Origin of the sequence: Shimia sp. Alg240-R146 (assembly GCF_947331465.1) — a bacterium.
GTDB lineage: Bacteria > Pseudomonadota > Alphaproteobacteria > Rhodobacterales > Rhodobacteraceae > Shimia.
In genome coordinates, this window is sequence record NZ_CAMZOK010000002.1 from 101,746 (window position 1) to 117,489 (window position 15,744).

Consider the following 15,744-nt stretch of genomic DNA (forward strand, 5'->3'; position numbering starts at 1 on the left):
TTTTCCTTATTTCACAGCGCCAAAGGTCAAGCCTTGGACCAATTGTTTCTGACAGAACCATCCGAGGATGATGATCGGGCCCACAGCCGCGGCCGAAACCGCAGACAACCGGCCAAAGAACAAGCCTTCGGGTGCACGATTGCCTTCGATCAGCTTGGAGAGTGTCGCCGCATCAGTGGTGGTGAGACGGACAGTCCAATAGGCTTCGTTCCAGCAGAAGATGAAGCACAGCAGCGCAGTAGAGACGATGCCCCCCCACGCCAGCGGCACGAGGATTTCTTTGAATTCGCCCCAAGTGTTGACGCCGTCCATTTGACCGGCCTCGATGATGTCTTTGGGGATCTCCTTGAAGTAGGTAAATAGCATCCACACTACAATTGGCAGGTTGATGAGGCTCAGTACCAAGATCACCAGAAAATGCGTGTCAAACAGCCCGAGCGACTTGGTGAGAAACGTCATTGGATAGAGCACAGCAGCGGCTGGCAGCATCTTGGTCGACAGCATCCACATCAGCACGTCTTTGGTCGCGCGGCTGGGATTGAACGCCATCGCATAGGCGCAAGGAATGCCGATAAACAAGGTGAACAGCGTCGCGGCGACAGCGGTGATGACCGAGTTCTTGGCAAAGCGCCAATAGTCGTAGTTCTCGGTCATATTGAGGTAGTTTTCCAACGTTGGTTTGAAAACAAACAGGAATTCTGGCTTCACCGCGTCTGCATCGGTTTTGAAACTTGTCAAAATCATCCAGAAGATCGGGAAAAAGAACATCAGCCCGACAGCCCACGCCAACACGGGGCGCCCAACTTTTCCAAATTTTGAGGGAGGTGCAACAATGGCCATAATCTTCTCCTCTATTCCATCAACGTCTTGCCAACCATGCGCAGCAAGAAGATCGCGACGATGTTGGCGAGAATGACGGCAAAGATGCCGGTGGCGCTGGCGGCGCCAATGTTGTTGTTGGCGAATTCACCAATTAGGTAAGGCAAGTTTTTGTTGCCGTTGCCGCGGCTGACAATCTCGATTTCGGCGTAAAGCGACAGGTGAAAAATCGCCTGAATCATGACCACAATCGCAATTGGGCGGCCAAGATGTGGCAGCGTCAGAAACCGGAATTGTGACCAAACGCCAGCACCATCCAGCACTGCGGCTTCTTTCTGTTGCTGATCCTCAGATTGTAGTGAAGTCATGAAGATCAGGACCGCAAAAGGCGTCCATTGCCACGTTACCATCATGATCACGGCATAGGCCGATGTTTGAGTAGCGCGGAACGAGATGGGCTCAAATTCCGGCCAGAGGGAGAAGAATCCTCCCACCAACGGCGCACTCTGCAAACTTGCGACAAGGTCGTTGATGCCCGCCACGGCCAGCCCATTCAGGCCTAGTACCGGATCGAGTATCATGTTGATCCACAACACTGCGTTGACCGCTGGCATGACAAAAAACGGGGAGATTAACAGCACCCGCACGATGCCGCGACCGGGGAAAACTCTGTTGATTAGGATGGCAATCAAAATACCCAGAATGACGGTCGCAAACAAAATGCTGCATACGATGAACAGACTGTTTTGAATGGCGAACCAGAAATCCTTGGAGCTCATTACGAACTCATAGTTACCAAAGCCTCGCCAGTTGCTGAGGCTTGGCTTGGTCCATTCCGGACGGCGCAAGCTGTTCAGTACATAGCGGATGAAAGAAAAGTAGAGCGTCATCCCTAATGGGACCAACATCCAAACCAGAAGCAGCAGGACCGCGGGAGATTGCAACAATCTCGGAAGTGTTCTCTTAGACATAAGTCTATCCTCCTGGCGAAACGAGGGTCCCGTTCAGCCTGTCCAAAGTAAGTTGCTGTTGTTCGGATAAGAGTGTTGCCAGATTGGCTTTGTAAAACAAGCGACGCTGCGTCTTGGGCAGGGTCGGGATGGTGAGGCCCGTCGTGACGGGCCCCACCAAGGGGGATCAGTAGTAGCCAGCTTCGCGCATGATCGCGTCTGCTGCGGCTTGCGAAGCAGCAAGCGCATCGTCTACCGATTTCGCACCAGACAGCGCGGCTGCCATTTCCTGTGCCACGGCAGAGCCCACTTCTGGGAACTCTGGGATCGCCGCAAACTGAACGCCAACGTATGGCTTCAGGTCTGTTGCGGCAGGTGCCGCAGATTCAATCGCAGCCATTTCAGCTGCGGCAAAACCAGCAACCGCCTGGAATTCAGGGTAGGCGTAGGTCGAAGCACGTGTGCCGGTTGGAACCGAGCCCCAGCCAAAGTCCGGATGGTCGGCAACGGCTTTGATATAGGCCTTGGATGTGGCCCACTCGATAAAGGCATGTGCTGCCTCGGAGTTTGGCGAACCCGCTGGTACAGCCATTGCCCAAGCCCAGAGCCAGTTCGCACCAACAGGGTTTCCTGCGTTTGGCGACTGTGCGTAGGCGACACCGTCAACTTCAAGGAAGGATGCCGCGATTGTGGCGTCAATCCACATGCCGCATTTGCCTTCGTTGTAAAGCGCGAGGATTTCGTTGAACGAGTTACCCTCAGAACCGGGGGGGCCATAGTTGCCGAGCAGATCAACATAGAAATTGATTGCTGCTTTCCACTCGTCGCTGTTGATGGTGGGTTTGTAATCTGCGTCAAACCACGCGCCGCCGAAAGAGTTCACGACAGTGGTGATGAACGCCATGTTGTCGCCCCAGCCCGGCTTGCCGCGCAGGCAGGCGCCGTAGACACCAGCGTCTGGGTTGTGAATAGCCGCCGCTGCCGCTTTGACGTTGTCCCAGCTGTCGTTGTCTGCAATCGAAACACCGGCCGCATCGGTCAGGTCCTTGCGGTACATGACCATCGAGCTTTCGCCATAAAATGGCGCCGCATAAAGCGTGCCTTCGTGGGACAGGCCGTTGCGCATCGCGGGCAGCATGTCATCGATGTCATAATCGGCGCCAAATTCCAGTGGCTCGATCCAACCTGCAGCACCCCAAATTGGGGCTTCCTGCATGCCGATGTTGATGATGTCATACTGACCACCACCGGTCGCAGTGTCTGATGTGACTTGTTCGCGTAGCACACCTTCTTCCAGCGAAACCCACTCAAGCTCAATACCCGTATCGGCAGTATAGGCTTCAGCGACTTTTTGCATGTTGATCATGTGACCGTTGTTAACAATCGCAATTGTCAGGCTTTCAGCGTATGCGCCGCCCGCTGAAATCAGCGAGAGAGCGGTCGCCGCCCGAATTGTATTCTTCAAGGACATCCGTTTCCTCCCAATGGTTGGATGTTGCCCTAAAACGCTACAGCCGAATCTCTCCTCGCGTCAATCAAAATTTAACGCGCGTAAACTTAATTAATATTTACTTTCTAAATCAATGACTAAGCGGACCCTCTTCGCACCAAATTTCCGTCAAACACGGTTTCGATTCGACTAACTGGCCGCGCATTCGACTCGATCATCCCAAAAAGCGTCTGCGCACTTTTGCGCGCAATCGCCTCGTAATCTTGCGCAATCGTGGTCAGTGTTGGGCAAGTGTATCGCGAGAACGGATGGTCGTCGTGACCGGCCACTCGCAGCGCGCTTTCCGCGCCCGATCCGACCCGAAGTCCAAGCTGATAGGCCGCAGAAAGAAACCCGATGGCCAAACGGTCATTACTGCAAAGAATGGTGTCAGACGGCAGATTTCTCTCTGAGATAACGCGTGAACCTTCTTGAAAACCAATGTCTTCGAAATCCCATCCTTCGCCGGGTGCCTGAAGCAGAAGCGGCGCGTGGCCAAGACGCTCCATTGCATACACATAGGCGCTCCGTCGCTTAAGTGCGTTTGGGTTTGAGGGGGATTTCATTTCAAAAAACGCTGGCGGCTCACCAGTCTCGCAAAGATAGTCGACCATCAGGCCGATACTCTGCATGTTATCAGACCCGACAAAGGCCTCGCCGACGTTTTCGATATTGGCGTCAAAGAGCACAGTCGGCACATCCGCGCAAAAAGCACTCAGCCGATCCGGATCCGAAACCCGCCCCAAGGGGGCCAACAAGACACCAGCAGGTTTTATCACGCGCAAGTTTTCAAGGTTCTCGATTTCCTGCTCCGGATCACCGTGTGAGCCGAGCAAAATCGGGCGATATCCGGCGTCCAGAACAAGGTTTTCAACGTTGCGGGCAATTTCAGCAAAAAACGGGTCGGCCATATATGGTATGACTATGCCGATATTTTTGGTCAGCCGGCGGTTTTGGTTCATGGCATAGAAATTCGGTTGGTAGTCAAATTTTTCCAGAGCGCTTTCAATACGTGTTCTTGTCGACCTACGCACGCTTGAAGGATCGTTGAAATATTTGGATAGCGTTGGGCGAGAAATACCGCTGACAGCGGCGAATTCTTCCATGTTTTTGATTTTAGGTTCTGTCATCCGTCCGCACACCCTTCGCTCGTTTTTCACACCAGAGGCTCCTCACTCTGACAAACTATGCAGTACCGGGCCAAGTTAACAGCAAAGTTTGCGCGCGTTAGGTTTTCGTGGGTAAGTGATTAATTTTGTTAACAAATGCATTTTGGTGATGCGGTTTATGCAGACGTAATGTCGGGTTTGTTGCCGGCAATCACTAAGGTCTGGCGCAGTTTTATTGGAAATCTATTCGGCCGTTAGACCCCGAGAAAGAATACAGTCGCAATTCGACGTAGATGGAGAATGTCACGAAATAGGCGATACACATCGGTGATTTTGACCTTGAGAAGCACAGGCCGGCATTTCATGTAGGCTCAAGATTTCGCCCTGAAGGCAGTCCAACCTCAGGGGGCAGGATCGATGCTTGGTCCCGAGAATTCGACCCGAGCCCTAACGATGGGGCCCATCAAGTGCGATTGCTTAACCACCCAACTCAACAGACGACCACTATGATTTCTACCGCCTGCGTCCTAAAACGGATGTCAGTTCATAACGGCCACCACCACATTCAAATTGTAGGGACGATAATACGCAATGCCAAAGCTCTCGCCGCAAAGCCTCGTCAAAAAACTGACTACTATCTTGAGTGAGGCGGTCTTGCCGGGGGGGGCTGAATTGCAGTCAGATCAACGCGCACCGAACCCTTCTGGCGATTCAAATGCGGTTATTGTTAGGCGGCTGTTTCTGCACGTTCTTCGAACTGTGACCCACGCAAAAGCGATTGCTTCCCACGGTGAAGGCGAGGGCTGTGCCCGACTGGAAGGCTGGTGGTCGAAAAAGCTTGATCCACAACAAATCACCACAAACATTGGCTCTTGGCCTCCGGCCTCCAGTAAGTGGGCGACGCATTGATGCCGCGACGCATGAAAACCGGCGCGCAGCTTGGAACATATCTGCTCTTGCGACCTTTACTACAGCCCTTGATGCGTTTGATCGTTCGCCGTCGGATAGCGAGCGGCAAAGATGATGCCACGCGAAGCGGCGAAAAGTTTGGTCAGACAAAAGCGCCTCGTCCGGATGGAACCATTGTTTGGGTTCATGCCGTCGGGTTAGGCGAAGTACTTGCCTTGCGACCTTTGCTGAACGAGTTGCACCGACGGTCGCCCGACCTCCACTTTGTAATAACGTCAACCGCGCGGTCTTCGGCCAAAGTGATCGGCGACAACTTACCCCCCAATGCAATACATCAGTTCCTGCCTTTGGATGGGCCCAAATTTGTAGGTCGTTTTCTGGATCATTGGAGACCATCTCTTTCGATCTGGTCTGAGCAGGATTTTTGGCCCGGAGCGATTTACGACACCGCGCGAAGAGGCATTCCATTGGCCTATATCAATGCGCGCATAAATAAAAAGAGCTATGCAAACCGTCGAAAAATGAAGGGTATTTATCGCGCCCTGCTTCCTGAATTCGCCGTCGTCACCGCTCAGGATCGCGATTCAGCTGAGTATTTGGCTCTGTTAGGTGCCGCCGCGCCTCAGGTTTCCACATCGCTCAAACCCGCGGCCGAACCACTTCGCGTCGACAAGGTAGAATTGGGCCGTTTCCGAAGCGTCATTGGATCCCGGAAAATATGGGTTGCGGCCTCGACACACGTGGCCGACGAGGCGAAAGTGCTTGCGGCTCAAGCGTTGTTGAAAATGGGAGGCGACGCGCCGTTGCTCGTTTTGGTTCCTCGCGTGCCGGATCGCGCCGTGTCCATTCTTGAAATGGCCGGTGCGAATGGTTTGAGTTGCGTTCAGCGAAGTAAAGGGGAGCAACTGGCACCAGAAACGGCAGTTTATCTTGCCGACACCTTTGGAGAACTCGGGCTTTGGTATCAGCAGGCGGAAATTGCTTTCGTTGGCGCCTCGTTCGGTGGCCTAGGCGGGCACAACCCATGGGAGCCAGCTTGCTTCGGGCTCTCGGTTTTGCATGGACCGGCCACTCAAAACTTTGCCGCCGATTATCAAGAGTTGGCAAAAGCAGGCGTCACCCGACTGGTTCCCGAAAGTGAAGATGCTGCTGAGCTGATCGCAGAATTTGTGGCGAAGGCCACTTCCGATTCAGTTCAAAACAAGAAAGAAAACTCACATGCCGCGCAACTCGTTGCTGAGGCGCGTGCAGCCCTTGTCCCACTTTCTGACAAACTTTTTTCTCTGATAGGTCCAACCCCATGATATTGAAGATTTTCATGCTGATTTACAGGGTTCTGTGGGCCACTTTGTTGCCTTTGGTTTTGCTCTACCTCTATATGCGAGGACGCAAAGACCCGATTTACAGACAGAACATTGCCCAACGTTTCGGGTTCTATAAATCCGCCCTTCCGCAGAATCCGATCTGGGTGCACGCGGTGAGCCTCGGCGAAGTTCGCTCTGGCATTGCTTTGATCCGTGCTGCACTTGAAAGAGGCGACACGGTTTTGGTGACCAACTTCACTCCGGCTGGACGTCGGGACGCGGAAAAACAGTTCGCCAAGGAAATTGCGACGGGCCAACTTGCAGTTATTTGGGTGCCGTTCGACATGAGGTGGTGCCATCGTCGGCTCATAAAGGCATGTCATCCTCGTATTTGTCTGCCACTGGAGGTCGAAGTCTGGCCAGCGATGATTGACACTATGCGTAAGGCCAATGTGCCGCTCTATCTCTGCAACGCCCAATACGGTCTCCAGCCAATGGCGCGTGATGACCGTGGGCTTCGTGTCAGGCAGAAAATTATTGCCAGCTGCGCGGGGGCTTTTGTGAAATCTGACGTGCAAAAAGATCGCTTCGAGTCCATCGGATTGCAGAATATTGTTGTAACCGGAGAGCTGCGCTTCGATCAGCCGATTCCACATGACCTGACCGAAGCGGCTTCGACTTTACGGCAGGCATTTCCGGTGCCGGATCGCCAAGTCGTCACGATCGCCAGCGGTGTGGCTGATGAAGAAGACCTTTACCGCGAAATGATCCTCAGCCTGAAAGACCAGGCGCAGCGGAGTGGCATGACGGCGCCTCTTTTCGTTTACGTGCCACGCGCACCGGAAAGGTTTGATGGGGTCGGAGACGGTCTAGAGCGCGCTGGGTTAAACGTTTGCCGGCGCTCCGAGGCGTTCACTGCGAGTCCAGAAGGCCTGGCCTGTCTGCCGGACTCGTGGACTTCGGACATTGATGTACTTTTGGGGGACAGCTTGGGAGAAATGTATTTCTACCTCTCGCTGGCCGACAAAGTTATTGTTGGTGGTGGATACAATGAGCGCGGAGCCCACAACATCATTGAGCCCTTGGCGGTTGGAAAGCCGGTTTTTGTCGGCCCATACACGTGGCCGATAGAGTTTCCATTTGTGGAGGCCGAAGCCGCGGGCATTGCGCGCAGCTTTGCCAATCCCGCAGACATGATGTCCGCTATTCTTTCTGAGGAAAATACTAGTCTAGAAGAGCTTTCGGCCTTTGTCGGCGAGCATCGTGGCGCGAGTGCGCGCACTCTGGCTGGCATCGATGCGGTTGCGATCCGGTCCGAGTGAAGAGAGAAACCATTGGAAACGGCTGATCTGAATGTGCCCACTGACAGGGCGTTTGAGGCCGGAAGATACTGTAGTTGCAAGAGTTACGGAGTCGGACGTCTGGTCAATTCAACAAGGCTCAAGCGCCGACCAAGACGCCCTTGCTAATGGCCGATGGTTTTGACCGAATTTTTGTCAGATTTCACCACCTGAACGCTCCGCAAAGGCCAGTGCACGAAGCCTGTCCGAGTGGCACTGTTATTGGCGCTCCTCCGACTTTCCAGGAGAGTAGCCTGACCCAACGCTGTGATTGAAACCGTGGCGCAGGTGAGATTGACGGCATCGGCCAACCGACGACGGACTCATTGGGCGGCATCAAAGACGCCGCCCAATGAGCTTGGAAGAGTGAGAACTGCCGCACTAGGCGCCTGCGTAGCCGATGCTTTTCAACGCCACGGTGATTTCGTCCAAAATGGCAGGATCGTCGATCGTTGCCGGCATTTTCCATTTCGTGCCATCGGCTATGTTGACCATCGTGCCGCGTAGGATTTTGCCGGAGCGGGTCTTGGGTAGCCGGTCAACGACCACTGCCATTTTGAAGGCCGCAACGGGTCCTATCTTCTCACGCACCAGTTTCACCACTTCTGACACAACATCGCCGTGGTCTCGGTCGGCTCCCGCGTTCAAGCAGAGGAACCCCACCGGCATCTGGCCTTTAAGCTGATCTGCGACACCAATCACTGCGCATTCTGCCACGTCTGGGTGGCCTGCCAGAACCTCTTCCATTCCTCCTGTAGATAGGCGGTGGCCGGCGACGTTGATCACATCGTCGGTGCGGGCCATGATGTAAAGGTAGCCGTCTTCGTCGATCATGCCGGCATCACCGGTTTCATAGTAGCCGGGGAAAGTGGTGAGGTAGCTTTTCCGGAAACGGTCTTCGGCGTTCCAAAGGCCCGGTAGTGTGCCGGGTGGCAACGGTAGTTTGATGGCAATGGCACCAAGTTCGTTTGGACCCATCTGGTTGCCACCTTCGTCGAGAATCTGCACGTCATAGCCTGGCATGGGTTTGGAGGGACTACCGATCTTGACCGGAATCTCTTCGACGCCTAGCGGGTTCGCGGCGATGGCGAAGCCGGTTTCGGTCTGCCACCAGTGATCCACCACGGGCACCTTCAGATGGTCAAATGCCCACTGGATGGTATCTGGGTCTGCGCGTTCACCCGCAAGGAAGAGAGCGCCGAGGTTTGATAGATCGTAGTCCTTGATCAGGTTGCCGGTCGGATCTTCGCGTTTTACTGCGCGGATCGCCGTGGGGGCGGTAAAGAAGCTCCGCACCTTGTGTTCTTCGATCACACGCCAGAAGGTGCCGGCGTCCGGTGTGCCCACGGGTTTGCCTTCGAATACGATGGTGGTGTTTCCGTGAAGCAACGGACCGTAGCAAATGTAGCTGTGACCTACGACCCAGCCCACATCAGAGGCTGCCCAGAAGACATCGCCCGGCTTGACGTTGTAAATCTTTTCCATCGTCCAATAGAGGGCCACCATATGGCCTGCAGAGGCGCGGATCACACCCTTGGGGGCGCCAGTGGTGCCGGAGGTATAAAGGATATAGAGCGGGTGGTTTCCTTCGACCGGAACACAGTCGGCTTCGGGCGTGTGTTTCTGGAAATCGTGCCAGTCAACATCGCGGCTTTGGTTCAGTTCGGCGTACTCTTCGTCGCGTTGGAAGATCACACAGAGTTCCGGCTTGTGCGTTGCAAGTTCAATCGCGCCGTCGACAAGAGGCTTGTAGTGCACAACCCGACCCGGCTCCAGCCCGCAGGAAGCGGCGATGATCGCCTTTGGGGTGGCATCATCAATACGCACAGCCAGTTCGTTTGATGCAAAACCGCCGAACACCACAGAGTGAATCGCGCCAAGGCGGGCGCAAGCCAGCATCGCGACCAGCGCCTCCGGCACCATCGGCATATAGATGATGACGCGGTCGCCTTTGGCCACGCCTTTCGCGGCGAGGCCACCTGCGAGAGAGGCCACTTGATCGCGCAGCTCGGAAAAGGATACGTTGCCCTTTTTGCCGGTGATCGGGCTGTCGTAGATGATCGCGGTCTGATCGCCGCGCCCGGCCTCGACGTGCCGGTCTACGGCGTTGTGGCAGGTGTTGCCCATGCTGTCGGAGAACCACTCGTACAGGCCGTTGCCTTTGTCGGTCAGGGCCTTGCTGGGGGCTTTATCCCAATCAATGTAGCTCGCGGCCTCAAGCCAAAAGCCCTCGTGATCGTTTTCCCAGCTCTGGTAGACGTCTTTGTACGACATGGTTGTCCTCCTCTTCCTTGTTCTAGGCATAGGGGAGCGAGTGCCGTTGCGGCAAGAGGCGCACGAGACCCCGTGTCAGATTATCGCAGGAAATTTGCAGAGTTTGCGATGTTGTCCTGCAAAGTTTTGCAAACCTCCCTGTTGTAGGGCTTGAGCGCAAAGCGCGCCGCGGGTTTTTGCAAAGTTGCAAATGCTGTGGTTGTGTCCGTGCGAATCATCACGAAATTCTGAGCCGCGCTGTTGACAGGTTTAAGGCGCACGCGTCATTGTTTGGGCAATTCGGGGAAGGCTTATGACAGACATCAATTTGCAACCAATCCACGGGGCTGGGCTCAGCCGGTTTTTTAAAATGAACTGGGTGTTCAGTGCGCGGAGAGATCTTATTTTTTTAATTGGCTCGGTTCTGGCGGGCTGGGTTGTGTTTGGCATGTATCTGGTCATGGGCTGGAATATGATATTGGTTTGGCTGATCTGGGTGATCGTGCTGGACACGCCGCACTTCTTCGCCACCTACAGCCGAACCTATCTGGACAGGGCTGCTCGCAAACAAATGCCGCGACTGTTGATCTTGTCGCTTGGCGTGTTTTTGATTGGGCCGGCGGCACTGATTTTGTCCTACGGTCTGCAGGGGCTGGGCGCACCGTTCTGGAAAACTCCGTGGTATGGTTTCATGATCATGGTCAGCCTTTGGGCCTATTGGCATGTCACGCGCCAACATTATGGTATTTTGCGCCTGTATCACCGAGTGAACGGCGAAACCGGCACCAAAGATGCGCGGATTGACAGTTGGGTGCTCTATGGCTGTTTGCTGGTGCCGTTTGTTGCATTCTTGGCGCGACATGGCGGTGCGCGGCGACGCGTTGGACTTGAGGGTCGTCTGACTTTTCCGGATCGTGAGGCCGGGCAGGGGTGGTTTGACTATGTCTCTGCGCTTCAATGGGAACTTTGGGTGGTTCTGGCGACGATTTTGATCGTTGTGGCGCTGCTGAGTGTGTTCGCGTTGAGGCAAGTTCAGCGCGTGATGCGCGGAGAAAGAATTGCACTACCCAAGCTTGCGTTTTTGGCTGCTGTTCTGCCGCTGCATCTTTACATGTGCTATTCCGACCACCTGCTGTTCACCGGCCTTTTGGTGTTCACGATGATTGTGACGATTTATCACGACGTGCAATATCTGGCGATCGTGTGGTTTTACAATGAGAACCGCTATGGCAGTAATCCGGAGAAGGCCGAGAAAACCTATGGATTTGCGGCCAAGTTGTCGCGGAATTTCTGGATCTATTTGGCCTTTGCGATAGCCACGATATCGCTGCCGGTTTGGGGGCTTGGGTGCCTGATAGGGCGGATCAAGGTCTGTTCTTCAGGGCCAGTTTGGGGTGATCAACTTGAAATCGGCGGGACCACGTGGATCGCGTTTTATGTGATGCTTACGCTGGGTTTCCAGATGCATCACTATGTGTTGGATCAGTTCATCTGGCGGCCAAGCAAAGACAAAAAACTGCGGGAAGACTTGCAGATGGACGGGCCACAGCCTGCTAAATAGCCGCAAGGTCACTGCCGGTGATTGGACGCCCTCCACATAATCGGGAGGGCGTTTCGCGCTTTAGCCATAGTGCGTGACCGGCGTACCGGCGATGGCAGCCATGTTGAGCAAGCCACGCGCGGTTATGGACTGGCTGACAATGTGGGCCTTATTGCCCATACCCATCAGGATCGGACCGACTTCGAGAGCGTCAGCACGCATTTTCAGGATGTTGCGCACTGCAGAGGCAGCGTCAGCATGGGCAAAGACAAGCACATTGGCCGCCCCCTCGAGACGTGTACGAGGAAAGATGCGGGCGCGCAGGTCTGGGTCAAGCGCGGTGTCGACGTTCATTTCGCCTTCATATGAGAAATCGCGTGGACGGCTGTCGAGGATCGCCAGAGCCTCGCGCAGGCGTTTTCCGGAGCCTTCACGGTGGTTGCCGAACTGGCTTTGCGAGCAGAGCGCAATGTTAGGCTCCAGGCCAAAACGGCGCACATGGCGAGCAGCACCTTCGACAATACGGGCAATATGTTCGGGGCTAGGCAATTCGTGTACTTGAGTGTCGGCGATGAACAACGGACCATCTTCGAGGATCATCAGAGACAATGCGCCATCCGGCGCGCGGTGCGCGTTGCCCAGCATTTGCTGCACATAGTTCAGGTGCCAGCGATATTCGCCGAAAGTGCCGCAGATCAGGCTGTCCGCTTCTTCTCGGTGTACCATGATCGCCCCGATCGCCGTGGTGTTGGTGCGCATGATGGCCTTGGCCAGATCGGGTGTGACACCTTCACGTTCCATCAGCTCGTGATAGCTGTTCCAATAGTCAAAATAGCGTGGGTCATTTTCGGGGTTCACGATCTGCAAATCTGTGCCGGGACGGATGGTGAGACCGGCGCGTTCGCAGCGGGCCGCAATCACCTCAGGACGGCCAATCAGAATTGGTGTTTCGGTGGTTTCTTCAAGTATCGCCTGAGCCGCACGTAGTACACGTTCGTCTTCACCTTCGGCAAAAACGATACGGCGTGCAGCGTTGCGTGCGGCTTCAAAAACAGGTCGCATAAGAAGCGCGGATTTAAAAACGGATTGATTGAGTTTGTGTGTGTAGGCGTCAAGATCTTTGATCGGGCGTTTGGCGACGCCAGATTTCATGGCCGCGCTGGCAACCGCGGCGGAAACAACACCCACGAGACGTGGATCAAACGGTTTTGGGATCAAATAGTCAGCGCCAAATGTGAGCTGTTCGCCTTTGTAGGCAGCGGCAGCTTCAGCAGAGGTGGTGGCGCGGGCCAATTCGGCAATACCGTTGACGCAGGCGACGCACATCTCGTCGTTGATCTCAGTTGCGCCCACATCCAACGCGCCGCGGAAGATAAAGGGAAAACAGAGGACGTTGTTGACCTGATTTGGAAAATCGGATCGGCCAGTGGCGATGATCGCATCAGGGGCGACTTTGCGGGCCTCATCTGGCATGATTTCGGGCGTGGGGTTGGCCAATGCAAAGACAATTGGGCGGGACGTCATCCGCGCTACATGTTCAGGCTTGAGAACGCCGGGACCAGAAAGACCAAGGAACATATCCGCGTTGTCCACTACGTCATCAAGTGTTCGGAGATTGGTTTTCTGGGCAAATTCCGCCTTTTGCGGGTTCATGTCTTCGACCCGACCTTCGTGGACCAGGCCGTGAATGTCACACAGCCATACATTTTCGCGTTTCACACCAAGTTTGAGAAGCATGTTCAGGCAGGCGATGCCCGCTGCGCCACCGCCGGTAGAGACAATCTTGATGTCTTCGAATTTCTTACCTGCGACCTGTAGTGCGTTGGTTGCGGCGGCGCCAACCACAATGGCAGTGCCGTGTTGGTCGTCGTGGAAGACCGGGATGTTCATACGTTCACGGCAGAGTTTTTCGACGATAAAACAGTCCGGCGCCTTAATGTCCTCGAGGTTGATGGCGCCAAAGGTTGGTCCCATTGCGCAAACAATGTCTGCCAGCTTTTCGGGGTCTTTTTCGTCCAGTTCGATGTCAAAACAGTCGATATTGGCGAATTTTTTAAACAGAACCGCCTTTCCTTCCATCACCGGTTTGGACGCCAGCGCGCCAATATTGCCTAGGCCCAGTACCGCGGTGCCGTTAGAGACCACAGCGACCAAATTTTGGCGTGAGGTGTAAAGTGCTGCGTTGGCGGGGTCTTCTTTGATCTCAAGGCAGGCTTCGGCCACGCCGGGGGAATAGGCGCGAGACAGATCACGGCCATTGGCCAATGGTTTGGTGGCGCGAATTTCAAGCTTACCCGGTTTGGGATTTGCGTGGTAGAACAAGGCCGCATCGCGGAGAGATTGGGTGCGGTTGTCGGACATTCGAGATACCTCGGTCAGGATTTTTGGAGATAGTTCAGCCTTAAACTAGTTTTGCAGCGGTGAAAATGGGCAATCCTGACGCAACGGCAGTATATTGTTAATTTGACCATTTGGTTTATTCTTTGTCGAATGACGTAAGGGAGTGTTGGATTTGGACATACAGGCGGAGGTGCGTCTCTCGACCGAGGAGCTGCGGGACGATATCCCTTTTTACACCAATACGCTGAAAATGCGGATGGATATGATTTATCCGGCGGATGACCCGACTGTGGCCGTGTTTTCCGGCCATGGACTGCGGTTGCGAATAGAGAAGAATGCGCCTGAGGGGTCCGGAGGTATCCGTATCCTGACAGATAACCCAGGCGAATTTGCCGGGGGCGCGAGGCAATTGACGGCGCCGAATGGTACAAATGTGGAGATCGCCGAACTCAACCCGCCGCTGGTTTTACCGAAAGTGCAGCATTCGTTTGTCGTGAGGCGTCTTGCCGACCAGGCGCCGTGGGTGATTGGTCGCGCAGGGATGCATTACCGGGATCTGGTGCCAGACCGGTTGGGCGGGGCAATGATTGCCAGCCACATCCGAATTCCAGACGGTGGGCCCGTGCCAGACATGGTGCATTATCACAAAGTTGGTTTTCAGCTGATCTTTTGCGTCAACGGGTGGGTCGATGTTCTGTACGAAGATCAAGGTGGACTTCGGCGTTTGAATGCGGGCGACTGTTTTATTCAGCCGCCGGAAATCCGCCACCGCGTTTGTGCGGCCAGTGACGATCTGCAGGTGATTGAGATTGGGGTTCCCGCCGATCATGTGACCGAAATTGATCACGAGATGGCTTTGCCCACGCCGCACGACAGACCTGATCGGGAATGGGACGGGCAGCGGTTTGTGCACAATCTGGCCGAAGGGGCCGCGTGGGGCGATTTCAGTTTGCCAGGCTTTGAGTGCCGCGACACGACGATCGCAACCAACACCAAAGACGTTGCCGGGGTGCAGGTGATCCGGCGCGGGACAGGCACACCGCAGTGGGCGCAGCATGACGCTGATATCCACTTTACCTTTGTGATGAAGGGCTCGATGATTTTGCAAGGCGAGGGGCGTGATCCCTTTGCTTTGGTAGCCGGTGATGCCTTTGTCATCCCGCCTGGAATGAAAACCCGCTACGCTGAGCCGAGCGCAGACATCGAATTTCTCGAAGTTACGCTGCCCGGGGCGTTTGAGACGAAAGTGACAGATCAATGAGTGCAGATATTCAACTGGACAAGGCAGCGTTTGCGGTACGTGAGCATGCTTATGCGCCGTATTCAAACTTCAAGGTGGGGGCCGCCGTGCGCTCCGTCAGTGGAGTGGTTTATTCCGGCTGCAACGTGGAGAACATCGCTTATCCAGAAGGCACGTGTGCGGAGGCCGGCGCAATCGCTGCAATGGTCGCCGCAGGGGAAACACGTCTTGCCGAGGTGTTTGTGGTCGCAGACAGCAAAGAGCCCGTTAGCCCCTGCGGTGGTTGTAGACAAAAGCTGGCGGAGTTTGCCGATGGCACTGCTGTGGTCACGTTGGCAAATCTGGATGGTGTGCGGGTAAGTATGACCATGGCAGAGTTGTTGCCCGGCGCCTTTGGCGCAGATCATATGGACGCCCACCATAAAGACCGGGATTAAAGTAGGAGATCCAC

At 54.8% G+C, this 15,744-nt stretch carries 11 protein-coding genes; 5 read left to right on the top strand and 6 right to left on the bottom strand.

What is annotated here, in order from left to right; translation table 11 throughout:
- Nucleotides 1–6 precede the first annotated feature (6 nt).
- From PG871_RS09685 to PG871_RS09700, 4 genes are all read right to left on the bottom strand, one after another.
- Entirely contained in the window at nt 7–840 is an 834-nt protein-coding gene (locus tag PG871_RS09685; protein WP_270728931.1) for a carbohydrate ABC transporter permease, read from the bottom strand.
- 11 nt (nt 841–851) lie between these two features.
- Nucleotides 852–1,727, bottom strand: coding sequence for a carbohydrate ABC transporter permease (locus PG871_RS09690; RefSeq protein ID WP_443020485.1), 876 nt, complete (start codon nt 1,725–1,727; stop codon nt 852–854).
- Nucleotides 1,728–1,956: 229 nt separating this feature from the next.
- Nucleotides 1,957–3,240, bottom strand: coding sequence for an ABC transporter substrate-binding protein (locus tag PG871_RS09695; RefSeq protein ID WP_270728933.1), 1,284 nt, complete (start codon nt 3,238–3,240; stop codon nt 1,957–1,959).
- Between the two features lie 116 nt (nt 3,241–3,356).
- The gene (locus tag PG871_RS09700; protein WP_270728934.1) at nt 3,357–4,388 is read right to left on the bottom strand and encodes a LacI family DNA-binding transcriptional regulator; all 1,032 of its coding nucleotides are present in this window, start codon (nt 4,386–4,388) and stop codon (nt 3,357–3,359) included.
- Between the two features lie 959 nt (nt 4,389–5,347).
- Here PG871_RS09700 and PG871_RS09705 point away from each other — a divergent pair.
- Nucleotides 5,348–6,580, top strand: coding sequence for a 3-deoxy-D-manno-octulosonic acid transferase (locus PG871_RS09705; RefSeq protein ID WP_270728935.1), 1,233 nt, complete (start codon nt 5,348–5,350; stop codon nt 6,578–6,580).
- Nucleotides 6,577–7,902 carry a 3-deoxy-D-manno-octulosonic acid transferase gene (locus PG871_RS09710; protein WP_270728937.1) on the top strand — a complete coding sequence of 442 codons (1,326 nt, stop codon included), beginning with the start codon at nt 6,577–6,579 and terminating at the stop codon, nt 7,900–7,902. The genes PG871_RS09705 and PG871_RS09710 overlap by 4 nt, the downstream gene beginning before the upstream one ends.
- Before the next feature lie 399 nt (nt 7,903–8,301).
- On the opposite strand, the gene prpE is transcribed toward PG871_RS09710, so the two are convergent.
- The gene (gene prpE / locus PG871_RS09715) at nt 8,302–10,194 is read right to left on the bottom strand and encodes a propionate-CoA ligase PrpE (protein ID WP_270728938.1); all 1,893 of its coding nucleotides are present in this window, start codon (nt 10,192–10,194) and stop codon (nt 8,302–8,304) included.
- Nucleotides 10,195–10,486: 292 nt separating this feature from the next.
- Here prpE and PG871_RS09720 point away from each other — a divergent pair, with 292 nt between their 5' ends.
- Entirely contained in the window at nt 10,487–11,734 is a 1,248-nt protein-coding gene (locus tag PG871_RS09720; protein WP_270728939.1) for a hypothetical protein, read from the top strand.
- A 60-nt stretch (nt 11,735–11,794) separates the two neighbouring features.
- Here PG871_RS09720 and PG871_RS09725 read toward each other — a convergent pair whose 3' ends face one another.
- Complete coding sequence (locus tag PG871_RS09725) at nt 11,795–14,074, bottom strand: NADP-dependent malic enzyme (RefSeq protein ID WP_270728940.1); 2,280 nt, start codon at nt 14,072–14,074, stop codon at nt 11,795–11,797.
- Between the two features lie 151 nt (nt 14,075–14,225).
- On the opposite strand from PG871_RS09725, the gene PG871_RS09730 reads away from it, so the two are divergent.
- On the top strand, nt 14,226–15,314 hold the full coding sequence (locus PG871_RS09730; protein WP_270728941.1) for a cupin domain-containing protein: 1,089 nt from the start codon (nt 14,226–14,228) through the stop codon (nt 15,312–15,314).
- An 8-nt stretch (nt 15,315–15,322) separates the two neighbouring features.
- Nucleotides 15,323–15,730, top strand: coding sequence for a cytidine deaminase (locus PG871_RS09735; protein ID WP_270730851.1), 408 nt, complete (start codon nt 15,323–15,325; stop codon nt 15,728–15,730).
- The last annotated feature ends 14 nt before the right edge of the window (nt 15,731–15,744 follow it).